The organism is Streptomyces sp. NPDC058195, from assembly GCF_042883525.1.
Taxonomy (GTDB): domain Bacteria; phylum Actinomycetota; class Actinomycetes; order Streptomycetales; family Streptomycetaceae; genus Streptomyces.
In genome coordinates, this window is record NZ_JBHVVM010000023.1 from 38922 (window position 1) to 65613 (window position 26692).

Genomic DNA, 26692 nt, shown 5'->3' on the forward strand with positions numbered 1-26692 from the left:
CGGCGCCGGGTCGACGTGAACGTAACAAGGATGAAAGAACGCCGAAAGAGTTTGCGGAAGATTTCTGCAAGCCCCGACGATCGTTACATTCGCGTGTCCTCACGGTTGCCGTCAAGCCTCTTGACGAAGGACGTCACACCCTGGCAATGGCGGGCCACGCACCGGAGACGGGCGGTACGACCATCGGATCGACGGCGGCGGAATCTCCCCGCAAGACCTTGCAAGACGTTGCCGAAGTCCTCCCCCGGACCCTCACGGAACTCCGGCCGGCCGCCCCGCCCCGGTCCCCGGTGGGCAATCCGACACACGCCCGGTACAGTCCACTTCCATGACCGCACGGCTTGCCGATATCGCAGCTCAGGCGGGGGTCAGCGAAGCGACGGTCAGCCGCGTACTGAACGGCAAGCCCGGTGTCGCAGCGGCCACCCGTGAATCCGTTCTCGCCGCACTCGACGTGCTCGGCTACGAACGGCCCGTGCGGCTGCGCAGGCGCAGCGCCGGACTGGTCGGCCTGATCACTCCCGAGCTGGAGAACCCCATCTTTCCCGCGCTGGCCCAGGTCATCGGCCAGGCACTGACGCGGCAGGGCTACACCCCGGTGCTGGCGACCCAGACCCCCGGCGGCTCCACCGAGGACGAGCTGACCGAGATGCTGGTCGACCGCGGCGTCGCGGGCATCATCTTCGTCTCCGGACTGCACGCCGACACCTCGGCGGACATGCGGCGCTACGAACAACTGCGCGCCAAGGGCGTCCCGTTCGTCCTGGTCAACGGCTTCGCCCCGAAGGTCCAGGCGCCGTTCATCTCACCGGACGACCGGGCGGCGATGCGGCTCGCGGTGACGCACCTGGTGTCGCTGGGGCATCAGCGGATCGGGCTGGCGGTCGGCCCGAAGCGGTTCGTGCCGGTACTCCGCAAGATCGAGGGCTTCCGCACCACCGTGCAGGAGCAGTTGGGCCTCGCGCCGGAGGCCGTGGAGGAGCTGATCCAGCATTCGCTGTTCACCCTGGAGGGTGGTCAGGCCGCGGCCGCGGCACTGATCGAACGGGGCTGCACGGCGGTGGTGTGCGCCAGCGACATGATGGCGCTCGGCGCGATCCGGGCGGCCCGCCGGATGGCACTGGAGGTGCCGCGCGATCTGTCGGTGGTCGGGTACGACGACTCGCCGCTCATAGCGTTCACCGATCCGCCGCTGACCACGATCCGTCAGCCGGTCACGGCGATGGGCCAGGCGGCCGTGCGGACCCTGCTGGAAGAGGTCGGCGGCACCCCCGCGCCGCACAGCGAGTTCGTCTTCATGCCGGAGCTGGTCGTCCGCGGCTCGACGGCCGCGGGACCGGGCGCCGCCCCGGCCACCGTCGCCTGAACCAGCATCCCACGCAGACCCCCGCCCCGCAGTCCGGCGACGGGGGTCTTCCCCTGTACGCCCTGGCGCGCCCGCACACCCCGACGGCTCCCGCCGCGCCCCCTCCGGCGACTTTCCCCGTGCGCCCCTGACCCGGCCGGATGGTCATCGGGCGGGAGGGCGTTTTCTGGCAGACTCTATGCCTATGGGTGAATTGAGCGTGATGCCACAGGAAGACCGGTCGGAGCTGCGTTCGCCGCACTCCCTCCGCCCCTTCCGCCACTCCCGCGCTCCCCGCCGACCGCGCGTGTGGTTCGAAGTCCTGCTCGTCGCCGCCAGTTACTGGGTGTACTCGCTGGTGCGCAACGCCGTCCCGGAGCAGCGGACGAAGGCCCTGCGCAACGCCGACCTGGTCTGGTCGGCCGAGCGGTATCTGGGCATCGCCGTCGAACAGTCGGTCAACCACGCGGTGAACTCCGTGACATGGCTGATCGTCACGATGAACTACTACTACGCGACCCTGCACTTCGTGGTGACGGTCTGTGTGCTCGTGTGGCTGTTCCACCGCCACCCCGGCCGTTACGCGGCAGCCCGGCTGACCCTGTTCGCGACGACGGGTGCGGCCCTGATCGGTTACTACCTGTATCCGCTCGCGCCGCCCCGGTTGATGAACGGCGGCCACTTCGTCGACACGGTGCTGGTCCACCACACCTGGGGTTCGATGGCCTCGGGCAACTTCAAGAACATGTCGAACCAGTACGCGGCGATGCCCTCGATGCACATCGGCTGGTCGCTCTGGTGCGGCCTGACGGTGTTCGCGCTGGTCTCCGCGCCCTGGGCCCGGATCCTGGCCCTGCTGTACCCGGCCCTCACCCTGGCCGTCATCGTGGCGACCGCCAACCACTTCTGGCTGGACGCGCTGGGCGGCATGGCCTGCCTGGCCTTCGGTTACGCGGTGTCGTACGCCTGGTACGGCTCGCTGCCGCACCACCTCGCGAAGCGGGTGCCGGTGCCGGGCGGGCGGGCCCGGCTGGCCGGTCTGTCCACCACGGGGCATCACGCCCCGTAGAAGCGCTCCTCCACCACCGCGCGGGCCCGCCGGGTGATCCGCCGGTAGTCGTCCAGCATGTCCCCCACGTGTCCCGGCTCGTAGCCCAGGTACCGTCCGACGGCGGTCAGTTCGCGCGGGCCGGACGGGAAGGTGTCGCCCGGCCGTCCGCGTACCAGCATCACCGCGTTGCGCACCCGGGTCGCCAGCACCCACGCCTCGTCCAGGGTCTGGGCCTCCTCGGCCGGGATGAGACCGGCCGCGCACGCCGCGGCCAGGGCCTCGCGGGTGCGGGTGGTGCGCAGTCCGGGCTCGTGCCAGCCGTGCTGCATCTGCATCAGCTGGACCGTCCACTCCACGTCGCTCAGCCCGCCGCGGCCCAGCTTGGTGTGGAGCGTGGGATCGGCGCCGCGCGGCATCCGCTCGGACTCCATCCGGGCCTTCAGCCGCCGGATCTCGCGGACCGCGTCCTCCCCCAGACCCTCCATCGGGTACCGCAGCGGATCGATCAGCTCGATGAACGCGCCCCCCAGCCCGGCATCGCCCGCGACCGGTTCGGCGCGCAGCAGCGCCTGGCTCTCCCAGACCAGCGACCAGCGCCGGTAGTAGGCGTCGTAGGACCGCAGCGTACGGACCAGCGGGCCGTTCTTGCCCTCCGGGCGGAGGTCCGCGTCGATGATCAGCGGCGGGTCGGCGGTGGGCAGCTGGAGCAGGCGGCGCATCTCGGAGACCACCGCGTTCGCCGCCCGGCCCGCCTCCTGCTCGTCGACGCCCTCGCGCGGTGCGTGGACGAACAGCACATCGGCGTCGGAGCCGTAGCCCAGTTCGTGGCCGCCGAAGCGGCCCATGCCGATGACCGCGAACCGGGTGGGCAGGGTGTCGCCCCACTGCTCGCGCACAGCGGCGCGCAGGGCGCCCGCGATGGTGACGGCGGTCAGATCGGTGACCGCGTTGCCCACCCGGTCGGCCAGCGCCCCGGGGTCCTCCTCGGCCGGGCTCTCCTCCGTGCCGTACGAGCCGATGAGGTCGGCGGCCGTCGTCCGGAACAGCTCGCGCCGCCGCACCCCGCGCACCACCGCCACGGCGGTCTCGGCCCCCTCCGCGCGCCCCACCGCGGCCAGCACCTCCTGCTCCAGGTGTTCCCGGGTACGCGGCCGCAGCCCCTGCGGGTCGCCGAGGATCGCCACCGCCTCCGGGGCCCGCAGCAGCAGGTCGGGGGCGAGCCGCCCCGCCGACAGCACCCGTGCCAGGTTCTCCGCCGCCGCGCCCTCGTCCCGCAGCAGCCGCAGGTACCAGGGGGTCTTGCCCAGGGCGTCGGACACCTTGCGGAAGCCGAGCAGTCCGGCGTCCGGGTCCGCGGAGTCCGCGAACCAGCCGAGCAGCACCGGCAGCAGGGTGCGCTGGATGGCGGCCTTGCGGGACACCCCGGACGACAGGGCCTCCAGATGGCGCAGCGCCGCCGCCGGGTCCGCGTAGCCGAGGGCTTCGAGCCGGTGCTTGGCGGCCTTCGCGCTGAGCCGGATCTCGCCGGGGGCGAGCTGGGCGACGGCGTCGAGCAGCGGCCGGTAGAAGAGCTTCTCGTGCAGGCGCCGCACCACCGAGGCGTGCCGCTTCCAGGCCTGGTTGAGCTCGGTGATCGGGTCGGTGCGCATCCCGAGGGAACGGCCGATCCGCCGCAGGTCAGGGGCGTCCTCCGGGACGAGGTGGGTACGGCGCAGGCGGTGGAGCTGGATGCGGTGCTCCAGGGCGCGCAGGAAGCGGTAGGCGTCATCGAGCTGGGCGGCGTCCACCCGGCCCACGTAGCCGCCCTCGGCCAGTGCGCCCAGGGCCTCCAGGGTGGTGCCGCTGCGCAGGGTGGTGTCGCTGCGGCCGTGCACCAGCTGGAGGAGCTGTACGGCGAACTCGACGTCCCGCAGCCCGCCGGGGCCGAGCTTGATCTCCCGGTCGACCCGGTCGGCGGGGATGTTGTCGACGACCCGGCGGCGCATCCGCTGGACGTCGGGGACGAAGTTCTCCCGGTCGGCGGCCTGCCAGACCAGCGGCGACACGGCTTCGACGTACTCCGCGCCGAGCTCCGGGTCACCGGCCACCGGACGGGCCTTGAGCAGTGCCTGGAACTCCCAGGTCTTGGCCCAGCGCTGGTAGTACGCGAGGTGCGAGGAGAGCGTCCGCACCAGGGGGCCGTTGCGGCCCTCGGGACGGAGGTTGGCGTCGACCGGCCAGATGGTGCCCTCGACGGTGGTGTCGGAGCAGATCCGCATCATGTGCGCGGCCAGCCGGGTGGCGGCCTGCACGGCCTCGCTCTCCTCGAAGCCCTCGGCCGGTTCCGCGACGAAGATGACGTCGACGTCGGAGACGTAGTTCAGCTCGTGACCGCCGCACTTGCCCATCGCGATGACGGCGAGCCTGCACCGGGCCGCGTCCTCGGGGGCGGCCGTGCGGGCGATGGCCAGCGCCGCCCGCAGCGTCGCGGTGGCCAGGTCGGCCAGTTCGGCGGCGGCCTCGGCGACGTCCGTGGTGCCGCACACGTCGCGGGCCGCTATGGCCAGCAGGCAGCGGCGGTAGGCGACGCGCAGCGCGTCGGGGTTGTCGGCCCCGGCGAGGCCCTGTTCGAACTCGGCCACGCCGGGGTGCAGGTCGGTGGCCTCGTACGTGGACAGGGCCTGCCAGTCGCGGGGGTGGCGGGCGAGGTGGTCACCGAGCGCCTCGGACGCCCCGAGCACCCCGAGCAGCCGGTCGCGCAGCGGTTTGGCGGTGACCAGGGTGTCGAGCAGCATCTGCCGCTCGTCCGGCGTCTCGGCCTCCACGAGCCGGACCAGACCGTTCAGGGCCAGATCGGGGTCGGCGGTGGCGCCGAGCGCTTCGAGCAGCACCGGGTCGGTGCGGACCGAGGACAGCTCGGGCAGGTCGAGCAGGCGCTCGGCGGCGGAGGGATCGGTGAATCCGTGCCGCAGCAATCGGGTGAACGTGCTGCTCCTGCGCCCCGGCACCGTCGTCATTCCGTGCTCTCCCGCTCGCCGCCCACACACCGTCCAGCCGTCCCGAGCCTAGCCGAGGCCCTCGGGACGGGTCGCGACGACGACGGTGGCGTACAGCTCGTCGGAGACGACCACCCGGGGGATCAGCCCGTGGCGGGCGAGGGTCTCCTCGGCCCGGGGGGCCTGCCGTTCGCTCGTCTCGATGAGCAGATGGCCGCCCGGTGCCAGCCAGTGCGGGGCCTCGGCGGCGACCCGGCGCAGGACGTCGAGGCCGTCCGGTCCCCCGTCGAGCGCCACCCGCGGTTCGTGGATGCGGGCCTCCGGGGGGAGCAGTCCGACATCGTCGGTGGGGACGTAGGGCACATTGGCCAGCAGGATCTCCACCCGGCCGCGCAGCGGGCGGGGCAGCGGGGCGAAGAGGTCGCCCCGGTGGACCTCGCCGGTGCCCGCGAGGTTGCGGCGGGCGCAGCGCACGGCGGCGGGTTCGACGTCCGAGGCGTGCAGTTCGACCCGGCCGAGCCGGGCGGCGAGCGCGGCCCCCAGCGCCCCGGATCCACAGCACAGGTCGACGACGACCGCGCCGGGCCGGGCCAGGGCGACGGCCTGGTGGAGCAGGAACTCGGTGCGGCGGCGGGGCACGAAGACGCCGGGGCCGACGGCGATCCGCAGACCGTCGAACTCGGCCCAGCCGAGGACGTGTTCCAGGGGGTGCCCGGCGGCCCGCTGTTCGACCATGGCCGCGAGGGCGGCGGGTCCGGCAGCGGCGGCGACGATCAGTTCCGCCTCGTCCTCGGCGAATACGCAGCCGGCGGAGCGCAGGGCGGTGACCACGGCGGAGAGGGCGGGCGGAGCGGAGGAGAGCGACATGAGCGGAGCCTTTCGGGAAGCCGATGGGCGCTCCGCCGGACGACCTACGTCGAATCGGTCGCGCGGTCGCGGTCGGCGAGCACCCAGCCAGATACAGCGGTAATGGGTCTCACCTCCTTGGGTCGGTCCCCGGGTGGGGACGCGTCACAATACACCGCGCGCCCGTCCGCACGCCCCCCTTTCCTCCTCAGCTCTCAGCCGGCCACCGCCGCTGGGGACGCCCCTCCTTCCACGGCCAGCCGGGGCGTGCCCGTACCGTCGGCGGGGACGGTCCAGACGTCGCTCCGGCGGCCCCCGGTGCCGGGCAGGGCGTAGGCGAGGGTGCGGTCGTCGAGCCAGGCCGCCTGGTCGTCGACGCTGTGCTGTTCCGCGAGCGGGGTCTCGCGCAGGGTGCGCAGGTCCAGTACGTACAGCCGCCAGGGCGCCGAGGCGTCGTCGGAGACCTTCTTCTTGAAGGCGAGCCGGGTGTTGTCGGGTGACAGGGAGGGGCATTCGACGTTCTGCCGCAGCGCCTTCGCCGTCCAGTCCCGCATGTTGCCCTCGACCAGGTAGGTGCGTCCCTTGGTGGAGACGGTGGCGTAGAAGCGGTTGTCGTCACGGGCGAAGGTGACGCCCCAGTAGTTGACGTCGGGGGCGTGGTAGCGGGCGCCGTCGAGGGTGAGCTGGATGTTCTCGATGGACTTGATGAGGTAGCCGGTGCGCAGGTCGAGGATGGCGGTGCGGGTGGAGAAGGAGCTGGTGGCGTACGAGTCGCCGGTGGCGAACACCGTCCAGGACAGCATCCGTCCGGAGGCGGAGACCCGGGCCCGGGTGGGCACTCCGGGCACGGTGACGCGGCGTTTCTCGCGCAGGTGCCGGTCGAGGACGATGGCCCGCGTCCTCGGCAGCACTCCGGGCTCGGCGCGCAGGCAGAGCGCCCCGTCGCCGGAGGCGTAGAAGCGGTCGCAGGCGGGGCCGCCGGTGGTGCGCGTCCCGGTGGCGCGGGTACCGGTGAGGGGCTGGTGGGCGACGCGTCCGCCGTCGGTGTCCCGGAAGTAGAGGGCGGGGCCGGTGAGGGTGAACGAGGCGTCGGCGCCGTCCCGTTCGCCCCGGGTCCGCTGCTGGGCGTGGAGTACGTAGCCGAGGGAGCCGCCCGCGAGGAGCAGCACCGCGGCCGCCACGACCGCGATCCGGGCCCGGGGCCCCAGCGGGGCCGTGGTGGTCGGGAACCTGGCACTCATGCGGTCCGCCTTTCGGGAGTCGTGGCGTCCGGCCCGGCCGGGGCCCGGTCGCCGGAAGGGGTGCGGGGCAGCAGCGCCCAGCCGCCCACGAGGGCGATGAGCAGGGCCGAGACGGCGGCCCACAGCGCGGTGTCCGGCCCCCGTACGGTCCAGGCGGCACCGAAGCCCGCAGCGGCGAGCATCCGGGCCAGGGCCTGGCCCGTCTGGAGCACGGCGAGGCCGGACGCCCGGCCGTCGGCGGGCAGTACGGGACCGGCCAGGGCCATCAGGACCCCGTCGGTGGTGGCGTAGAAGACGCCCAGCAGGGCGAGGACGGGCACCAGGAGCAGCATCCCGGGGCCGCTGGCCGGGGCGAGGAGCGTGGCGTACACGCCGAGCAGCGCGAGGTGTCCGTACAGGAACGGCAGCCGTCGGCCGACCCGGTCGGCGATCCTTCCGGCCGGTATGGCCAGCAGCAGGTAGCAGGCGGCGGCGCCGAGCGGCAGCAGCGGGAACCAGCCGACCGGGAGGGCGAGGCGCTGCTGGAGCAGGAGGTAGACGAAGGAGTCGCCGACGGTGGCGGCACCGAGCAGGGCCGCCGCCGCGAGGACGCGCCGGAAGGCGGGGTCGCCAAGCGCCTCGAACGCCTTGCGCCCGCGCGGGGCCCGGCGAGCGGGACGGGCCGCGGGACGGGGGCCCGGTGGGTGGCCGGCGGGGACGTAGAGGACCAGGAGCAGTACGCCGAGCAGCCCGACGCAGAAGCTGACGACGAACACCGCGTCGTAGGCGTCGGCGGTCGCCCAGAGCAGGGCGAAGGCGGCGAGCGGGCCGAGCAGGGCGCCGGTGGTGTCCATGGCCCGGTGCACGCCGAAGGAGCGGCCGAGGGTCTCCGGCGGGCTGCTCAGGGTGATCAGCGCGTCCCGGGGCGCGGTGCGGATGCCCTTGCCGACCCGGTCGGTGGCGAGGGCGGCGGCGATGCCCGCGGTGGCGCCGCCCGCGAGGAGCAGGCCGATCCGGGAGAGGGCGGAGAGCGCGTAGCCGAGTCCGGCGACCCGTTTGTGTCCGCGGCCGTGGTCGGCGGCGTATCCGCCGAGGAGGCGTACGACGGCGGCGGCTCCGTTGAACAGACCGTCCAGAAAGCCGAATTGGAGGGGGGACAGACCGAGTCCGAGGACCAGGTAGAGCGGCAGCACCGCGGTGACCATCTCGGAGGAGATGTCGGTGACGAGGCTGACCGTGCCGAGCGCGAGGACGGCGCCGGGGACGCGCCGGCCCGCTCCGCTGCCGCGGGGCGGGGCCGGCGTGTCCCGGCGGCCTGTGGTCGCCAGGTACATCATCAGTGGCAGGTGTAGTTCGGGCTGGTGTCCTTGGCCTTGTCGTCGGTGCCGACGTAGGTCCAGCTGTAGCCGTTGTCGGTGAGGTTCAGCTTGAGGACGCCGTACTCACCGCTGATCCGCTTCTGGCTGTTGGGCTGGACCTCCTCGATGGGGTACGGCTCGGCGCCTCCCATCCCGCCGACGATCTCGGTGATGCCGTCGGCGACGGCCTTGCCGTCGGGGTTCTGCGGGGCGAAGCGCTCGTAGTGGTGGTCGTGGCCGTTGAGCACCAGGTCGGCCTTGGCGCCGTACAGGAGCTTCCAGACCGGGCGGCTGACGGGGTCGTTGCCGTGTCCGCCGGAGGAGTACAGCGGGTGGTGCCAGTAGGCGGCGACGCAGGCCTTGGTGTTCTTGGCGAGGTCGGCCTTGAGCCAGTCGGTCTGGGCGGTCTTGTCGAAGGAGTTGGAGTCGAGGGCGATGAAGTGCCAGTTGCCCTCGTCGAAGCTGTAGTACGTCTTGCCCTGGGGGTAGGCGATGTCCCCGAAGTACGCCTTGTACCCGGCGAGCGATCCGGCCGGGTCGTAGGTCTCGTGGTTGCCGGGCACCGGGCGGGTCTTGGCCTTGAAGGCTCCCCAGGTCTTGTCGTAGTAGGCGCGGAAGTCGGAGATCCGGGCGTCGTCGTACTGGCTGTCGCCCATCGTCAGATAGAACTTCGGGTTCATCCGCTGGGCCAGCGCCGCGGTCTTGGGGTGGGCGCAGTCGCTGTCGGAGGCGGTGCACTGGGCGGCGATGTCCCCGGCGGCGACCACCGTGAAGCCGCCGGTCTGCGGGGGCTCGCTGCCGGGGGTGCCGTAGACCTCGGCCTCGTACAGCGAGTAGCCGTAGGACGTGCCGCGGGCGGTGCCGTAGACGCGCAGGTAGCGGCCCTTGCCGGTGAGCGAGGTCCAGTCGTCGGTGGCGCCGTCACCGGCCGTCTCCTCGGCGAGCTTGGTCCAGGCGGAGCCGTCGGCGGAGATCTCGATGCGGTACGCCTTGGCGTACGCGTCCTCCCAGCCGAGCTTCACGCGGGTGACCTGGGCCCCGTCGCCGAGGTCGACGGTGATCCACTGCGGGTCCTTGCCCTCGGCGCTCGCCCAGCGGGTGGCGGGGTCGCCGTCGAAGGCGTTCTGCGGTCCGAGGCCGGAGGTCTCGTCGGAGGACGAGGTGGCGGTGCGGTCGCGGGAGATGAGGGGGTCGGCGACGGCACCGGCCCGGTCGGGGTAGGCGAGCAGCAGCCCGCCGAAGAGGACGAGTACGGCGGCGACGACCATGCCCACCGTGCGGTGCCGCCCGGACGGGCGGAGCAAAGCTGAACCGTTCGGATGCATCCCTGAACTCCTGGCCTGTGTGGGGGTTGGCGAGAGCTGGGCAGCTGTGCGGGTGGCCCCGGGCCCGGCCCGCGTACGGGCACGGGAGGACGGGGTCGTGGTGGCCGGGCCAGAGCTCTCACTGAGCGCGTCATGCCCGAGCGGCGGGCACCGCGCCGAGCCACCGCCGGGAATGCTAGCGAACAGGAAACTTTCCTACCAGTCCCCCAACAGGCTTGCTCCCAGGGCCTGTTCGAGCACGTCGGCGAGTCGTTCGAGGCGGTCGGCGGAGCGGCGGCGGAGAGCCGGAACGCACTGCGGGCCGGAGGCGGGATCGCCTCCGGCCCGCAGTGCCGCGAACGACCGTCAGGGCACCGGCAGCAGGTTCTTCGGCTCGAAGGCGGTGACCTCGCCGCGGTGCTCCTCCCCCTCCTGCCTGTTGTTGCGCAGGAAGTGTCCTGCCTGGTTCCCGGCCCGCGGCCACTTCAACGGTCAACACCGTGACCTGCCGCCGAGCTGCTGGCGGTTGTCAGTGCCGGTCATCGCCGAGCGCCCTCTCACGGCCCCGGGACGGCCCCACGGGGCGCGCTGCCGTTGCCGTCGGCTGCCCACTCGATGCGCGCTGCGGGCAGGACGGCCGCCGGGGCCTGTCCGCCTGGCCGGGCCGGCCGTCCGGGGCGGTTGACGGTCGGCGGCGGCTGGCGGGGCTGGCGCACTTCGCTGCCGCCCTTCGCGCGGTGGTCTCTGCCGCTATTCGCCTGGCGGGATCCGCACGAAGCCCTCGGTCCAGGTGTCTTCATCGAGTTCGTAGCCGTCGAGGATGAAGCACTCCGGCTCGTCCCGGAAGCCCGGCAGCAGCAGAGCCCGCTTCCTGCGCTCCTCCGCCCGCTCCCGTGTCGAGTAGATGCCGAGCAGTTTCACGTCGTCGCCGTCCTGTTCGTCGACGAAGACGCCGCACTCGTCGACGTGAACGGTCGAGTGGTTGTCGCCGGCCTCGTTTTGGTGGCCGACATGCCAGAGCGGGTACACGATCACGCTCCCGAAGCTATCAGCGCCGGAGTTGGGCCACGTCCTCAGTACCGCGGCTGAACGGCTCCTGACCAGGTGAGTCGGCCGGGGCGCTTCGTCTGCGGGCTGTCCGCCGGTATCCGTGGTTCGCCGTCAGTTCCCGGCCGGACGGGCACGGCAAGGGCACGGATACCACCTCGGCAGCAGCGGAAGTCCTTAGGATGGCGGACGGGGCGGAGCTGTAGCGCAGAGGTCGTCGCGCGCGGTCTCCACCATCGCGAGGACGCCGGTTCGAATCCGGCCGGTTCTGCCCTCCCTCCGCCCCCGGCCGACTCCGCGGCCCTTCGCCTCGGGCCAGGATCAGGCGGACCGGGCCCTCTTCGCGATTGGCGTCGCCCTCAAGACGCCCGTGGCACCCGTCCCTGAGCTCGGGATCTGCGAGCCCCACGAGCCGCTCAGCCACGTCGCCCCATCCCGCGGCCCTCGCCGCAACGGTGCTCTCGGCCGCTGAGCCGTACGCCTCGAACTCCCGGTGACCGGACGCGACATCGTGGCAGCTCCCGTCCGCGCGTGCTGCGCCGGGCTTCGGGATCGGAAGGGTGGACGCCTGGGCCGCAAGGGGACTTGGCAGCGAATCGTCCAGGAGACGCGATACGGCAGAAGCTCGCAGAGCTGGAGCCGAGCAGGGGTACCAAGCCGGGCGAGCGCCGCACGGCCGCGAGAGAGCACGCACCTGCTCCCGGGCGGTGAGGGCCGGGCCCGCTGTGCCATGGACAAGGTCGGCCCGGACCGCCCGCCCCAGTCCGACGGCCCACAGACGGCCCGTCAGCGATCACGATCACTGACGGGCCGTCTCCGTTGTACCGGACAGCTCGCCCGCTTGGCGGCCTACAGGTCGCTGACCTGTGGTTACAGCACCGGCAGCAGGTTCTTCAGCTCGAAGGCGGTGACCTCGCTGCGGTACTCCTCCCACTCCTGCTTCTTGTTGCGCAGGAAGAAGTCGAAGACGTGTTCGCCGAGCGTCTCGGCGACCAGTTCGCTCTTCTCCATCAGCGCGATGGCCTCGCCCAGGTTCTGCGGCAGCGGCTCGATACCCATCGCGCGGCGCTCCGCGTCGGAGAGCGCCCAGACGTCGTCGTCGGCGCCGGGCGGGAGTTCGTAGCCCTTCTCGATGCCCTTGAGGCCCGCGGCGAGCAGCACCGCGTACGTCAGGTACGGGTTGGCGCCGGAGTCGATGGAGCGGACCTCCACCCGGGCGGAACCGGTCTTGCCCGGCTTGTACATCGGGACGCGGATGAGCGCGGAGCGGTTGTTGTGGCCCCAGCAGATGTACGAGGGGGCCTCGCCGCCGGCGCCCGCGGCACGGGAGGAGCCGCCCCAGATCCGCTTGTAGGAGTTGACCCACTGGTTGGTGACGGCGGAGATCTCCGCCGCGTGGGTGAGCAGACCGGCGATGAAGGAACGGCCGACCTTGGAGAGCTGGTACTCGGCGCCCGACTCGTAGAAGGCGTTGCGGTCACCCTCGAAGAGCGAGAGGTGGGTGTGCATGCCCGAACCGGGGTACTCGGAGAACGGTTTCGGCATGAAGGTCGCCTGCACGCCCTGCTCCAGCGCGACCTGCTTCATCACCAGACGGAAGGTCATGATGTTGTCGGCGGTGGAGAGCGCGTCCGCGTACCGCAGATCGATCTCCTGCTGGCCGGGGGCGCCCTCGTGGTGACTGAACTCGACCGAGATCCCCATGGATTCGAGCATGGTGATCGCCTGGCGGCGGAAGTCCATGCCGACGTTCTGCGGGGTGTGGTCGAAGTAGCCGGAGCTGTCGGCGGGGGTGGGACGGCTGCCGTCGACCGGCTTGTCCTTCAGCAGGAAGAACTCGATCTCCGGGTGGGTGTAGAAGGTGAAGCCCAGATCAGAGGTCTTGGCCAGGATGCGCTTGAGGACGTAGCGCGGGTCGGCGAAGGACGGCGAGCCGTCCGGCATCAGGATGTCGCAGAACATCCGGGCGGTGCCCGGGGCCTCGGCCCGCCACGGCAGGATCTGGAAGGTGCCCGGATCCGGCTTGGCGATCATGTCGGACTCGTACACCCGGGCGAAGCCCTCGATGGCCGAGCCGTCGAAGCCGATGCCCTCGTCAAACGCCTGTTCCAGCTCGGCGGGGGCCACGGCGACGGATTTGAGGTAGCCGAGGACATCGGTGAACCACAGCCGTACGAAGCGGATGTCGCGCTCCTCAAGCGTTCTGAGGACGAATTCCTGCTGCTTGTCCATAGCCACATCCTTGCAGTTCAGACAGTCCGTGCACCACCGCCCGGGACAGGGGAGGAGCTCCAGTATCACGGCCCGGGATTTCACCCAGATTACGCACACGCAGGGAGATGGAGCACCCGGCCACCCACTACGATCGGCGCCCACGGCGCGGCGGGGGCGAAGCGGCTTCGCGACGGTCCCTCACACGCCGGTGCACCTGTCCGTGACCGCCCCTTCGCAGAAGGACCTGACGCCATGAGTCTCGACCCCAGGAACCCCATGGACCAGCCGCACGACGCCCGCCGTCCGGGCGGGCGCCGCGACCGGGCCCTGGCCATAGGCCTGAGCGTGCTCGTCGTCGTGGGCCTGGTCGGCTTCGGCTCGTACCTGGTGCTGACCACGTCGGAGGCGTCCGAGCAGAAGCCGTCGTCCGCCCCGGTGGGGGACGGAAAGGCGCCCTCGGCACAGCGCGAGGGGCCCGCCGGGGGGAAGATCGAGGGGCTGCGGACCTGGGACGCGGCGAAACTGACCCGCAATCACGTCGAGGGGCCCGTCGCCTACCCGATGAAGCCGCCGGTCGGGGGTGACCACAACCCCGTTTGGATGAACTGTGACGGCGTGGTCTACACCAAGGCCGTCCCCGAGGTGAACGCCGTGCACGCGCTGGAGCACGGATCGGTCTGGGTGACCTACACCGGCAAGGCGCCGCGCGCCGATGTCGACAAGCTCGCCGAGCGGGTCTCCAGGACGCCGTACTCGCTGATGAGCCCGTACGCGGACCAGTCCGGGGCCCTCATGCTGACCGCCTGGGGCAAGCAGCTGACGGTGGACGGGGCCGACGACCCCCGGGTCGACCAGTTCTTCTCGCAGTTCGTGCAGGGGCCGCAGACTCCCGAGCCCGGTGCCACGTGCTCGGGCGGGCTGGAGGCTCCGTGACGCCGGTGAGGCGCGTCCGCGGGGTCCGCAGGACGGTGGGCTCCGTCGCGGCACTCGCGCTGCTGTGCGCGGCGGCGGCGACGGCCGCCTCGGCGCACGGGGGCGGGAGCGGGCCGGGCCACGCCGCCGCGCCGCACACGCCCGCGGTGGACTCGGCGGACGCCGGTTTCGCCCGCGACATGGCCGTCCACCACCAGCAGGCGGTGGAGATGTCCTTCCTGGTGCGGGACCGTACGCGGGACGAGGAGGTGCGCCGTCTCGCGTACGACATCGCCAACACCCAGGCCAACCAGCGCGGCATGCTGCTCGGCTGGCTGGATCTGTGGGAGCTGCCGAAGACGGCGGCCGGGCAGGAGCCGATGGGCTGGATGCCGGCCGGGCACGAGGGGCACTCCGCGGCGGGCCCGGACACCACGGCCGGCATGGCGGGCATGACCCCCACGGCCGAGAGCGGCGGGACGGCCGGGGCGGGGGCCGGTTACCGGCCGCACGACGGCTCCCTGATGCCCGGCATGGCCACCCGTACGGAACTGGCCCGGCTCCGTGACGCGAGCGGCCGGGCGGCCGAGGTGCTGTACCTCCAGCTGATGACCGACCACCACAAGGGCGGCGTCGACATGGCCCGCGGCTGCGCCGAGCTGTGCGCGGTGCCCGTGGAGCGGCGGCTGGCCCGGGGGATGGTCCAGGCACAGCAGTCGGAGCTGGACGCGATGGCCGGCATGCTGGCGGCACGCGGGGCGGCACCCCGGCCCTGAGAAGTTCCCTCCAGCCGCAGATGCACCCGAACGGGTGATAGCGGTCGCGTCCCCCGAACGGACCCATGACGATGGGTTCGCTCGGGGGCGCACAGCATGCCCATCGGCACGCAGGAGGAATCCCTCATGACCACCGCCAAGGACATCATGCACACCGGGGCCACCTGGATCCCCGCGCACGAGACGCTCGACCGGGCCGCGCAGCTGATGCGCGACCACAAGGTCGGCGCGCTGCCCATCTCGGCCAACGGCGAGCAGGACCGGATGATCGGCATCCTCACGGACCGCGACATCGTGATCGGGTGCGTGGCCATGGGCCACGACCCGTCGAAGATGACGGCGGGCGACCTCGCCCACGGCACGCCTCGCTGGATCGACGCGGAGGCGGAGGTGGAGACGGTGCTGGAGGAGATGCAGACGCACCGGATCCGCCGGCTTCCGGTGGTCGAGAACAAGATGCTGATCGGCATGATCAGTGAGGCCGATCTGGCGCAGCACCTCAGCGACGAGCAGATCGCCGGCTGGGCGGCGAAGGTCTACGCACACGGCTGATCCCTGCCGCGCGGCCACGCCGTCCCGGTGCCCGTACCGCACGGCCCGGCACCCCCCCGTACGGCGGGGTGCCGGGCCGTCGCGCGCCTGCGGGGCCGGGGCCGTGCGGACGCGGACGCGGGACGCGCGCCCGCTCCGCGCGCGGGTGATACCCGGCGGGGGTAGTGTGCTGGGCATGACCCTGAGTGGACGCATGACCTACGGACAGTCGTCACTGTCCGGCCTGCTGATATAGGAGGGGCGCGCCTCCCCCTCCCCCAGCAGACCGACCCACCGAACACATTCCGAGGTGCACTCCGTCATGCGTACTCCACCTACCCGACGCGCCGTGCTCGGCGCCGCTGTCGCCACCGCCGGTTCGGCGGTACTGGCGGGCTGCTCCGACGAATCCGGCACGGGCCGCGGCGGCCGGACGGCCGACGGCCCGAGCGCCGGTGGCACGAACCACGGCAGCGCGAACCGCGGGGGCCTGCCCGGCGGGAGATCCAAGGGCGAGTACGTCTCCCCCGACGGTCCGGAGGTCGCCACGGCGGAGACCGGGCGGGGCACGGGCCCCCTGCGGAAGCTGAACGTCGTCGCCGCCCCGGCCCGGCTCGAACTCGGCGCCGGGATCACCGTCGACTCCTGGGCGTACGACGGCAGGCTGCCCGGCAAGGAGCTGCGGGTCACCGTCGGTGACACCCTGGCGCTCAACCTGACCAACAACCTCCCCGCGGAAACGTCACTGCACTGGCACGGTCTCAACGTGCGCAACAACATGGACGGCGTGCCCGAGGTGACCCAGGCCCCCATCGGGCCCAGGACCGAGTACGCCTACCGGTTCACCGTGCCGCACCCCGGATCGTTCTGGTTCCACCCGCACGTGGGCGTCCAGCAGGACCGGGGGCTGTACGCGCCGCTGATCGTGGACGACCCGAAGGAACCCCTCACGTACGACAAGGAGTGGGTCGTCGTCCTGGACGACTGGGTCGACGGGGTGGACGGATCGACGCCCGACTCGGTGCTGAACGAGCTGAGCGGCGGCCGGGGCGGCATGGGCCACGGCATGAGCCACGGCGCGGGCGGGCACGGCGCGCCCGGGAAGCCGGCCAGGTCCAACGGCGGGAAGCCCCTCAGCGGGCCCTCGCGGCTGGGGAAGCACTCGTACAGCAAGCTGCTCGGCAGCCACGGGGGCGATGTCGCCTACCCGTACTACCTGATCAACGGACGGGTCGCGAAGGACCCCACCACCTTCACCGCCAAGCCCGGCGAGCGCATCCGGCTGCGCATCGTCAACGCGGGCGGCGACACCGCCTTCCGGGTGGCGCTCGGCGGCCACCGGATGACGATCACCCACACCGACGGCTACCCGGTCCGGCACACCACGACCGACGCCCTGCTGCTGGGCATGGGCGAGCGGTACGACGTGGTGGTCACCGCGGGCGACGGGGTCTTCCCGCTGACCGCGCTCGCGGAGGGCAAGAACGCCACGGCACTGGCCCTGCTCCGCACCGGGAAGGGGACCGCCCCTGCCGCGACCGTGCGCCCCAAGGAGCTGGACGGCAAGCTGGTCGAGGCGTTCGCGCTGATGCCGGACGGGTCCGCGGAGCTGTCCCGGCGCGAGCCCGACCGGACCATCCGGTTCAAGATGACCGGCAACATGCGGGCGTACAACTGGGCCTTCGACCACCGTCCGTACACCTCTGGCCAGCGCCATCCGGTGCGGGCGGGCGAGCGGGTCAGGCTGGAGTTCTACAACGCCACGGAGATGTGGCACCCGGTCCATCTGCACGGGCACTCCTTCGGCGTGGTCGGCCCGGCCGGGCGGCGCCACGAGGCCACCGAGCGGAGCCGGGCCCACTGGGCGCGCAAGGACACCGCGATCGTCCGTCCCAACAGCTCCCTGGCCGTCGAGTTCGACGCGAACAACCCGGGGCTGTGGATGCTGCACTGCCACAACATCTACCACTCGGACGTGGGCATGATGACGGTCCTCGGCTACCGCGCCTGACCCGCCCCCGGCACGGTCCGGCGGGCCGCGGACGTGGTTCCGCGGCCCGCGAGGACATTGCGTCAGTCAGACGATTACACTGGTGGGCGTGCCTCAACTACGTCTCGCACTGAATCAGATCGACTCGACCGTCGGCGATCTCGCCGGAAACACCGAGGCGATCGTCCACTGGACCCGGCACTCCGCCGAGCAGGGCGCCCACCTGGTGGCGTTCCCGGAGATGGTGCTGACCGGCTACCCCGTCGAGGACCTGGCCCTGCGCCCGTCCTTCGTCGAGGCGTCCCGGCAGGCGCTGCACGCGCTCGCCGCCCGGCTCGACGCGGAGGGCTTCGGCGAGCTGCCGGTGGTGGTCGGCTACCTCGACCGCTCCGGGACGGCCCAGCCCCGCTACGGGCAGCCCGCGGGCTCCCCGCAGAACGCCGCCGCGGTGCTGCACCGCGGCCGGGTGGCGCTGAGCTTCGCCAAGCACCACCTGCCCAACTACGGCGTCTTCGACGAGTTCCGGTACTTCGTGCCGGGCGACTCGATGCCGGTGGTGCGGGTCCACGGCGTCGACGTGGCGCTCGCGATCTGTGAGGACCTCTGGCAGGACGGCGGCCGGGTGCCCGCCGCACGGGCCGCCGGCGCCGGGCTGCTGCTGTCGATCAACGCCTCGCCGTACGAGCGGGACAAGGACGACACCCGGCTGGAACTGGTCCGCAAGCGTGCCCAGGAGGCGGGCTGCACCACCGCGTACCTGGCGATGATCGGCGGCCAGGACGAGCTGGTCTTCGACGGCGACTCGATCGTCGTCGGCCGGGACGGCGAGGTCATCGCCCGCGCCCCCCAGTTCGCCGAGGGCAGTGTCGTGCTCGACCTGGAGCTTCCGGCGGCAGCCGCCGAGGCACCGTCCGGGGTGGTCAACGACGGTCTGCGGATCGACCACGTGGTGCTCTCCGCGGACCCGCTCCCGGCCTACCCCGCCGAGCTGACCGGCGGCTACGCCGAGCGGCTGGACGACGACGAGGAGCTGTACTCGGCGCTGGTCGTGGGCCTGCGGGCCTACGCCGCGAAGAACGGCTTCCGCAGTGTGCTGGTCGGGCTCTCCGGCGGGATCGACTCGGCACTGGTCGCGGCGATCGCCTGCGACGCGCTGGGCGCGCAGAACGTGTACGGCATCTCCATGCCGTCGAAGTACTCCTCGGACCACTCCAAGGGCGACGCGGCCGAGCTGGCCCGCCGCACCGGGCTGAACTTCCGCACCGTGTCGATCGAGCCGATGTTCGACGCGTACATGGGCTCGCTGGGGCTCACCGGCCTCTCCGAGGAGAACCTCCAGGCGCGGCTGCGCGGCACGACCCTGATGGCCGTCTCCAACCAGGAGGGCCAGATCGTCCTCGCCCCGGGCAACAAGTCCGAGCTGGCGGTCGGCTACTCCACGCTGTACGGGGACGCGGTCGGGGCGTACGGCCCGATCAAGGACGTCTACAAGACATCGGTCTTCCGCCTCGCGAAGTGGCGCAACCGGGCCGCCGAGGAGCGCGGGCAGACCCCGCCGATCCCGGAGGCGTCCATCACCAAGCCGCCCAGCGCCGAGCTGCGCCCCGGCCAGGTCGACACGGACTCACTGCCCGACTACGAGGTGCTGGACCGCATCCTGGAGCTGTACGTCGACCGGGACCAGGGGCTGGCCGAGATCGTCGAGGCCGGTTTCGATCCGGTGCTGGTGGCGAAGACGCTGCGGATGGTGGACACCGCGGAGTACAAGCGGCGGCAGTACCCGCCGGGCACGAAGATCTCCCCGAAGGGCTTCGGCAAGGACCGCCGCCTCCCGATCACCAACCGCTGGCGCGAGTCGGCCTGAGCGGGCGCGACCCAAAGGGCCGCCCGCGCCCCCTGACCGGTCAGGGGGCGCGGGCGGCCTTTCTCATGAACCCCGCTTCTCCAGAACGGATTGATCCCCGTCGCCCACCCACGCCCACATGACGGTGTCCCCGTCAAGGGCAGCCACACGAAGGGTCAGGCCTCCGCCACCAGAAAAATCCAGGTCCACTTCGGGCCCGGCTCCGTAATCCCCGAAGGTCCACGAGCCGGAACCTTCCACCGTCTCCTCGGCGACGACCTTTATTCCGGCGCCTTTGGTGTAGGAGGAGTTCAGGCTTTCCGCGGAGAACTTCCCGTCTGCACGCAGGACGAGAGAAGATCCGCTCCGGCTGGTCCAGTGACCGGACAGATCACTGTCAACCACATGCATAGCCTTCTCCAGCCTGCTTGGGGTTCCGCACCCCACAACAGAGAGGGGAACCAGCAGGAAGAGCAGCCACACGGACAAAAAACGCCGCCCGAAACGGAAATTTAACCTATTTTCGAACATGGGCATCTGCCTCTTCTTCATGACCCGTACGTAAAGGTCTCGCGCCACGTCACGATTTGGTTCACCGGATGCATCAAGGCCCCGCCGATTCCACCATTGTACTTAGCCACAAAGCGGGTTGCAGCACCACTGTATCCAGTCACTATGTGAGCAGCCGATGAAATCGTGGAATTCTCGTCAACTGTGAATCTCACTTGCACTCCACGCTTGGACGAGGCAACCACTTCACCTGTGATCTGAAAGGAACCGAGCAATACTTTCACAGAGTTCGGATCCTGAAGTCCGCCCATCACGCTGCCGAGATCGCGCGTGAGCTGATTTGCGATCTCCGGCTTGGACATCGATTTGATCGAGTATGGGGCGCCAACTGCCTTAAGATTCTTTTTCCCGTCTTTCAGCCACTTTTGCACTGCAACCGCACGGGCACTCTGCGCTTCAGGTGTCTTCGCCATAAGCCCGGCGATGATGCTCCCGTCCCCATACACCATCTTGTCCGGTGCTACGCCCGTCGCCCACCACTCCAGAGCTTCCTTCACGGTGAGGTTCACCGTGCTTTCGACCGATTCGGTGCACGCGAGCAATATGGGGTTCCCCATGCACATCGCGGACTTGAGTCTCCGCTCGTCGGACATGGCCTCGGTGAGATTCAGCCATGCCGCACCGCCCTGTGACCACTGATAGAGCATGATGTCGCTGCTCCCTGGATCCGAAGGCCCCATCAGCCGCCCACCACCACCCGCGGATGACGTTCCGCCGGCCGCGTTCGTTCCCCTCGCCGTACCGCCGCTGCCGCCGCCGCGGCCACCCGTGCCCATGTTGTTTCCGCCGTAGCCGACACAGCTGGCGGACATGTTGCCGGCGTAGCAGCCCGTGGGAGGAGGAGGCGGCGGGGCGTTGCCGCCCTGGCCGGTCGGGTTGCAGCTGGCGGAGTGGTTGCCGCCGTAGCACGCGAGGCCCGTCGGGTCGCTGTTCGTGGCGGGGTTCTGGTTGGCGTAGGTGTAGCCGTTGAGCGACTGGTGCTGGTCGACGCTCAGGACCGGGTCGACGCTGATGAACTGGCCCGTTCCGGTGTCGTACTCCCGGGCACCGATGTGCGTGAGGCCCGTGGTGATGTCGGCGGGCTTGCCCAGGAACGCCTTGTCGTCGGGCCACCCGGTCGTCGGCCCCTCGCCCCGGGGCGCCCCGAAGGGGGTGCTGTAGCGCTTCGTCACGTCCTGCGTGACGGCGTCGAGGGCCAGGCTGGACGTGCCGTGGTGGTCGGCCACGAGGAAGCTGAGCGTGGCGCCCGCGCCTGTGGTGGTGGCCGTCCGGACGGCGAGGGTCTGACCGGCCGCGGTGTAGTAGCGGCTTCCGGAGAGGGACTTGGTGGCCCCCTTCACGGTGAGGCGGACCTCGGTCTCACCGAGGTAGAGGACCGTGTCACCGTCACCGGCCGCCCGGCGGATCAGGAGTTCACCGTCGGCGTCGTAGAGGTAGCCGGTGTCGAGAGCGGGTTTCGACCCGGCCGCGGGTTCCGTCGTACGGCTCAGGTTGCCCTCGCTGTCCCAGACCAGCGTCTGGGTGGCCTGGACACCGGGCCGCTTGGTGGTGTTGCCCGCGTCGTCGTAGCTGTAGGCGCCTGTCTTCGCGCCGGTGGTCTTGCTCAGGGGGTGGAGCTGCCCGCTCGCGGTTCCGTACTCGTATGCGGTCTCGGCCGTCGACGGGTCCACCGAGGTGGCATGGGCCGTCTCGGTGTCACGCTGGCCCGCCGCGGTGTACGTGTAACTCGTCCAGTAGGGCGCGGCGCCGCCGGTGTTCGCCGTGGTGCGGCCCGCCTCGGCGCAGTCCGCCGTCTGCGGGGTCCACGCCTCGGTGAGGCGCCGGTGCGCGTCGTAGGCGAAGCACTGGTGGTCGGCCTTGCCCGTGCCCCCGAGGGTGGCGCCGTCGGAGATCGACAGCACGTTCCCGGCGTCGTCCTGGGTGTAGACGAGGTCCTGGAGCACGTACGAGTGGGTCTGGTCCGTGACCCGGCTGCCGAGGAGCCGGCCCGTTCCCTCTTCGTAGGTGTTCTTGACGTAGGCGCTCTTGGAGCCGCTGCCGCCGGTGCCCAGCACCAGTTCCTGCACCTGTCCGAGGGCGGAGTAGTCGACGGACTGGAGGTAGCCGGTCGCACCGGTGAGGGCGGTCGCCATGCCGAGGCCGTTGTACTTCGGCTCGATGGATTCCTCGGCCAGCCCCCCGGCCGCGGGCTCGGTGCTGCTCCGCAGCGTTCCGTCGGGGCGGTACTCGCTGGTGAAGTCCAGGGTGGCGGGCACACCGGCCTTCACCAGCGGGTCGGACTCCGGAAGTCTGACCTGGGTGCCGGTGGCACGGTTGAGGCTGTCGTAGGCGGTGATGGCCTTCGTGTACTGGGCTCCGCCCAGACCCCCGGTGTAGCGGGTCGAGGAGGTCGGCTGCCCCTTCGCGAGGGTGTCGTACTCACGCCTGGTCAGCAGGTTGGCGTCGGTCTTCTCACCCGCCCACGTGCTGTCGACGCGGCCCAGCTGGTCGTAACTGGTCAGGACGGACTCGCCACGCGAGTCGGTCACCTTCACGGCGCGGTCGAGGCTGTCGTACTCGGTGGAGCTGCGCCCCGTGTCCGGGTCTTCCTCGCCCACCCGTCGGCCGAAGAGGTCGTAGGTGTAGCTCCACCGGGACGCGTCCTGGGCGCTGGTGATCAGCTTCTTCAGGCCGTCGGGCGTGTACGTGGTCGTGGTGGAGGTGTACGAGGCTCCGAGCGTGCTGCCGAAGCCCGTGTCGTCCGGCTTCTGACCGGCGTACTCACGCGTCTCGACGACGCGTCCGCGCGGGTCGGTGATGGTGCGCGTGGCGGATCCGCCCCGCACCGCGGTGGTGGCCGTCGAATCCCCGGTGTAGCTCGTCGTGGTGGACCACTTCTTGACGCCGAAGAGGTAGAGGGTGTTCTCCGTCGCCCGCCCGGCGCCGTCGAACACCGTCTCGTTCTGCGTGGGCGCCTCGCCGTACTCGGCCCGGGTGTAGTCGCCCTTCGGGGTGGACGTGCTGTCGAAGATGTCGGCGTACGTCTCGTACGCCATGCCCCGGCTGTCGTACCGGGTGTCGGTCAACAGCTGCCCGCCGAGCGGGGTCGGGGACTGGGTCTGGAGGGGTCTCAGCAACGAGTCGTACACGGAGTAGCTGGTGTTGTACGTCTCGCCGTCGCCCTTGAGGGTCGACGTGGCCACCGAGGACGCCTCGGTCCTGCTGAGGTGGTAGGCGAAGGTGGAGTTGGGACTCTGGCTGCCCCGGATGCGGTTGGGGGCCCAGACCTCGGTCAGGCGCCCCAGCGCGTCGTAGGCCTGCTCCGTCTTGTTCGAGTTGGCGTCGTAGATGCGCTCGGGAAGACCACGGCGGGCGTCGAGGAAGGTGACCGCCTTGTGCCCCTTGGTGTTGGTGATCACCGTCCTGGTCAGCGGCCCCGCGTCCACGGGGGTGTAGGCGGTATCGGTCACCTGGTCCTTGACGTCGGTGATGACCCTCGGGCGCCCGAGGGTGTCGTAGGTCGTCGCGGCGATCCGCTGCCAGCCGGTGGGGTTGCGCTCGCCGCCGGTCGCCGCGGCGGGATAGCCGGTGGCGCGGCCCGTCCAGGTGGCGGATCCCGAGGTCGGCTTCTGGTCTGGTACCCAGCCGGTGACGGTCGCGGTGTCGTAGACCGTCGCGACGTCGGACACCACGTCACCGCGGGTGTCGCTGTTCACGGGAAGGCCGAGGGCGGCCTCGGTGACCGTGCAGGCCTTCGCCACCGTACGGGTGCGGGAGACGAGGCTGGTCAGCCCGGCCTTGTCGTTGCGGGCGTACCACGTGCGGGTACAGGTCTCGTCCCCGGATGTCGCCGTGTCTCCGTGGTCCGAGGCGGTCTCGGGCATGCCGAAGTCGTCGAAGGAGGTGGCACTGCCCGTGGAGCGCCAGGTCTTCGGCACGGTCAGGTAGGTGTAGCTCGTCGACGCTCCGGTACGGACGTAGCGCGCCACGTGATCGTCCGCGCCCGGTACGGCCTGGCGAGCCGTCTCCTTCGACCACGGAACGTTCATGGTGGCGGAGACGGCGGTGGCGCCGTCGTACGTGACGCTCTGCCGCAGCTGGCCGGCGTACTGGTCGGCGTCCTTGAGGTCCGGGATGCCGAGCGCCGGGGCGGTGAGGGCGGGAACCGTGACGCTGCGGGTGGTGCCGTCCTTCTTCTTGTCGCTGTCCATGCCCTGCAGGTAGACGGAGACGACCTTGGAGCGCGTGGCGTCCTTGGCCCCGCTGTACGAGGTGACCTGGCGGTAGCCGCGCCAGTCGGACCAGGTCCGCTCCTCCTTCGGCGTGAACGGCTCGTCGCTGTGGTGCCAGGCAGCGCCGCTGTAGGCGTACTCGTTCTCGACCGTGTCGTTGTGGCCCGCGGGGTCGGAGACGGTGACCGCCAGGACCCGGTACTTCTGGAACCAGTCGACCGACGCCTCCTCTGCGCCGTTGATGTTCCAGTACTGCGGATAGCAGGAGCGGGTGTTGGCGTCCTCGGCCGCCCCGGCGACCTGGCCGCGCGTGCACTCGGGGCTCGACAGCGTCACCTCGGTGATCGCACCGGTCTCCGAGGTGACGGTCAGCAGGCGCGGCCTGGTCAGCGGCAGGATGTCATCGGTGCCGTCCACCCGGTTCGGCCGCATCTGGTAGGTGAAGGACACGGGGTCGAGGGCGATGGCGGTACCGGTCAGGCCGGTGCGCTTGATCGACTTCAGGGCCAGGACGTTGTCGGACGTGTCACCGATGTCCCCGCCGTCCATGTAGTCCTGGGTGAACTCCCAGGAGTCCACCGGCTCGTACTTCTTCGCGGTGGCCGACCAGGAGAAGGTGCTGACACCGGTCAGCCGCTTCCGGGAGAAGAACGAGGGCCCCTGCGCGAGGCAGTCGTCGGCGTCCTTGGCGCACAGCGCATCGAAGGGCACGTCCGGCCAGTTCTTGGCGGTGTCCTTGTTCAGGGTGGAGCAGTCCGACGCGGTGCAACGCTCGGCGTGGCCGAAGGTGACCTTGGCGTCCGCGTCATCGGTGAACAGCGCACCCTTGCGGAGCCCGTACGTGATCTCTTTCAGGTATCCGCCACGGACGTAGGGCGTATCGGCCTTGCTCGCCCCCTTCTTCTTGTAGTGGTTCCCTTCCTTGGCATACCAGTACGTAGCGGCGTTGCCGTGCGTGTCAAAGGCGTAGTCCAGGTTCCACCGCCAGGCCTGGGTGACCGCGCGGTCCTCGAACGCGCTGCCCTTGTCGTAACCGGGATCCCCGCTGTCGTCGCCGTACACGGGCACGGTCCAGGTGGAGTTGGTGCGCTGGTCGGCCGCTCCGTCGAGCTTGTCGAGGCCGAACGTGTACGTCGTGCCGTCGCCCTTGACGACCGTCCAGTACTCGCCGTCGTCGTCGCCGTTCTCCGCGCCCGTCGACTTCGTCACCTGTGAGGCGTCGTCGCCTTCGAGCCGCCATGTGCCGGATGTGCCCACCTTGACCAGGCGGGACGAGACGCCGTTCAGCACCAGACGCGCGTTGTCGTACTTCCAGCACTGTTCGAAGACGTCCTTGTGCCCGTCGTCGTCACAACTGCCGTACGTGCGCTCGATGTAGGACTCGGTCATCGAGAAGCCTTCGCCGACCGACGTGCCCTGGTTGTTGGTCGTCGCCGTCCGCCCGTCGATGCTCCCCGAGTCGTAGGAGAGCTCAAGGGCCGGTGCGGGGCCGGCTGCCGCGGGCGGCAGATCGAATCCGTACGACCAGCTGAAGGCGCCCGAGCTCATGCCCGCCTGCCACGAGGAGGACTCCGACAGCCCGGTGGCGCTGAAGTCGCCGCCTCCCTTGGGGGACTGACCGGCCCCGGCCGCGGTGAGCGCGAGGACCCGCGTGCCCGAGGCGGCCCGGTCCGTCGCGGACCCGGCAGGGCCGTCGGTGAAGGCGACCTGTGCGGTGACCGTGCGCTCCTTCGCGTCGTTGCGCGAATCCAGCGGGGTCTGCGTACGGCACCGCGCCTTCTGCGGAGTCGTCAGCGCGCAGGCGGGCAGCTGCACCAGGCGCAGCCTCCCCGACCAGCCCCCGCCGACGGCGGAGGCGAAGGAGCCGTAGCCGACGCCCACGTCGGCCCGGCCCGAGCGGTCCGCCTCGGCGGTGAGGACCACACCGGTGATCCCGAGTCTGCCCGTGGCTTCCCGGTCCAGGGTGGTCACCGTGATCTCGCCGATCCCCGGCGCGCCGCTCTTCGCGCGGGACGGGGCGGCGGCCAGCGGGAGACCACCGGGCTTCGCCCCGGCCCGTCCAGCGGGTGTGAGCGTGAGCTTCGCGGTGCCGGGACCGGGCCAGGTGACCTGCTGTTCCTCCCTGGCCTTCCTCGCCTGGCCGGCGTTGGCCTCACGGCTCTTCGCCACGCGAGCCCGGGCCGCTCGCGCCCCCTGGGCGGTGACCTTGTCGACCTTGCTGACCCTCTGCTCGGGCCGGTCGCCGCGGCCCAGACCGCCGGACTGTGCCGCGGCCACCGGGGTCAGCCCCAGCGGCACCGCCAGTGCCAGAGCCAGGGAGGCCACCAGAATCCGGCTCTCCGGGCGTCTGACCACCCTCAGCCATCTGCGTGACGTGCCTATGCCAAGCGCCATGTTCGTCTGTCCCCACCCAAAAGAAGTCATGCCCGAGAAGAGGTCTGTCGTCGCGGGGCTCCCTCAGCGGAAGGAGCCACCGGAGATCCCGGGGGCGGTCGCGGC

Annotated in this window: 17 protein-coding genes and 1 tRNA gene; 8 read left to right on the forward strand and 10 right to left on the reverse strand. The window is 71.0% G+C overall.

The window, feature by feature from the left end:
- Window positions 1-328: 328 nt before the first annotated feature.
- Both ACFVWY_RS25650 and ACFVWY_RS25655 read left to right on the forward strand, forming a co-directional pair.
- Window positions 329-1366 (forward strand): LacI family DNA-binding transcriptional regulator, encoded by a 1038-nt coding sequence (locus tag ACFVWY_RS25650; RefSeq protein ID WP_389876621.1) that lies wholly within the window; start codon window positions 329-331, stop codon window positions 1364-1366.
- A gap of 202 nt (window positions 1367-1568) precedes the next feature.
- The gene (locus ACFVWY_RS25655; protein ID WP_389876718.1) at window positions 1569-2414 is read left to right on the forward strand and encodes a phosphatase PAP2 family protein; all 846 of its coding nucleotides are present in this window, start codon (window positions 1569-1571) and stop codon (window positions 2412-2414) included.
- Here the strand turns inward: ACFVWY_RS25655 and ACFVWY_RS25660 are convergent.
- The 7 genes from ACFVWY_RS25660 to ACFVWY_RS25690 form a co-directional block, all read right to left on the reverse strand.
- Window positions 2402-5392 carry a bifunctional [glutamine synthetase] adenylyltransferase/[glutamine synthetase]-adenylyl-L-tyrosine phosphorylase gene (locus ACFVWY_RS25660; protein WP_389876623.1) on the reverse strand — a complete coding sequence of 997 codons (2991 nt, stop codon included), beginning with the start codon at window positions 5390-5392 and terminating at the stop codon, window positions 2402-2404. The two genes, ACFVWY_RS25655 and ACFVWY_RS25660, sit on opposite strands and share 13 nt — an antisense overlap.
- 48 nt (window positions 5393-5440) lie before the next feature.
- Window positions 5441-6238: a putative protein N(5)-glutamine methyltransferase gene (locus ACFVWY_RS25665; protein WP_389876624.1), complete on the reverse strand. Its 798-nt coding sequence runs from the start codon at window positions 6236-6238 to the stop codon at window positions 5441-5443.
- A gap of 194 nt (window positions 6239-6432) precedes the next feature.
- Window positions 6433-7458 carry a TolB family protein gene (locus ACFVWY_RS25670; protein ID WP_389876626.1) on the reverse strand — a complete coding sequence of 342 codons (1026 nt, stop codon included), beginning with the start codon at window positions 7456-7458 and terminating at the stop codon, window positions 6433-6435.
- On the reverse strand, window positions 7455-8771 hold the full coding sequence (locus ACFVWY_RS25675; protein WP_389876720.1) for an MFS transporter: 1317 nt from the start codon (window positions 8769-8771) through the stop codon (window positions 7455-7457). The genes ACFVWY_RS25670 and ACFVWY_RS25675 overlap by 4 nt, the downstream gene beginning before the upstream one ends.
- 2 nt (window positions 8772-8773) lie before the next feature.
- A complete protein-coding gene (locus tag ACFVWY_RS25680; protein ID WP_389876627.1) occupies window positions 8774-10099 on the reverse strand; it encodes a discoidin domain-containing protein in 1326 nt (441 codons plus the stop codon).
- 366 nt (window positions 10100-10465) lie between these two features.
- Window positions 10466-10588 (reverse strand): hypothetical protein, encoded by a 123-nt coding sequence (locus tag ACFVWY_RS25685; RefSeq protein WP_389876629.1) that lies wholly within the window; start codon window positions 10586-10588, stop codon window positions 10466-10468.
- 261 nt (window positions 10589-10849) lie between these two features.
- Entirely contained in the window at window positions 10850-11134 is a 285-nt protein-coding gene (locus tag ACFVWY_RS25690) for a hypothetical protein (protein ID WP_389876630.1), read from the reverse strand.
- A 208-nt stretch (window positions 11135-11342) separates the two neighbouring features.
- Here ACFVWY_RS25690 and ACFVWY_RS25695 point away from each other — a divergent pair.
- Window positions 11343-11417, forward strand: a tRNA-Trp gene (locus tag ACFVWY_RS25695).
- A 599-nt stretch (window positions 11418-12016) separates the two neighbouring features.
- On the opposite strand, the gene glnA is transcribed toward ACFVWY_RS25695, so the two are convergent.
- On the reverse strand, window positions 12017-13378 hold the full coding sequence (gene glnA, locus ACFVWY_RS25700; protein WP_389876631.1) for a type I glutamate--ammonia ligase: 1362 nt from the start codon (window positions 13376-13378) through the stop codon (window positions 12017-12019).
- Window positions 13379-13612: 234 nt separating this feature from the next.
- Between glnA and ACFVWY_RS25705 the strand changes: the two genes are divergently transcribed.
- The 5 genes from ACFVWY_RS25705 to ACFVWY_RS25725 all read left to right on the forward strand — a co-directional run bounded on the left by ACFVWY_RS25705 (window position 13613) and on the right by ACFVWY_RS25725 (window position 19433).
- Window positions 13613-14293 carry a DUF3105 domain-containing protein gene (locus tag ACFVWY_RS25705; protein WP_389876632.1) on the forward strand — a complete coding sequence of 227 codons (681 nt, stop codon included), beginning with the start codon at window positions 13613-13615 and terminating at the stop codon, window positions 14291-14293.
- Window positions 14290-15048, forward strand: coding sequence for a DUF305 domain-containing protein (locus ACFVWY_RS25710; RefSeq protein ID WP_389876634.1), 759 nt, complete (start codon window positions 14290-14292; stop codon window positions 15046-15048). Before ACFVWY_RS25705 ends, ACFVWY_RS25710 begins: the two co-directional genes overlap by 4 nt.
- A 126-nt stretch (window positions 15049-15174) precedes the next feature.
- Window positions 15175-15600: a CBS domain-containing protein gene (locus tag ACFVWY_RS25715; protein ID WP_389876635.1), complete on the forward strand. Its 426-nt coding sequence runs from the start codon at window positions 15175-15177 to the stop codon at window positions 15598-15600.
- 301 nt (window positions 15601-15901) lie between these two features.
- Window positions 15902-17590 (forward strand): multicopper oxidase family protein, encoded by a 1689-nt coding sequence (locus ACFVWY_RS25720; protein WP_389876637.1) that lies wholly within the window; start codon window positions 15902-15904, stop codon window positions 17588-17590.
- A gap of 88 nt (window positions 17591-17678) precedes the next feature.
- Window positions 17679-19433 (forward strand): NAD+ synthase, encoded by a 1755-nt coding sequence (locus ACFVWY_RS25725; RefSeq protein ID WP_389876638.1) that lies wholly within the window; start codon window positions 17679-17681, stop codon window positions 19431-19433.
- A gap of 63 nt (window positions 19434-19496) precedes the next feature.
- On the opposite strand, the gene ACFVWY_RS25730 is transcribed toward ACFVWY_RS25725, so the two are convergent.
- Both ACFVWY_RS25730 and ACFVWY_RS25735 read right to left on the reverse strand, forming a co-directional pair.
- A complete protein-coding gene (locus ACFVWY_RS25730) occupies window positions 19497-19964 on the reverse strand; it encodes a hypothetical protein (protein ID WP_389876640.1) in 468 nt (155 codons plus the stop codon).
- Window positions 19961-26587, reverse strand: coding sequence for an RHS repeat-associated core domain-containing protein (locus tag ACFVWY_RS25735; protein ID WP_389876641.1), 6627 nt, complete (start codon window positions 26585-26587; stop codon window positions 19961-19963). The genes ACFVWY_RS25730 and ACFVWY_RS25735 overlap by 4 nt, the downstream gene beginning before the upstream one ends.
- Between the last annotated feature and the right edge of the window lie 105 nt (window positions 26588-26692).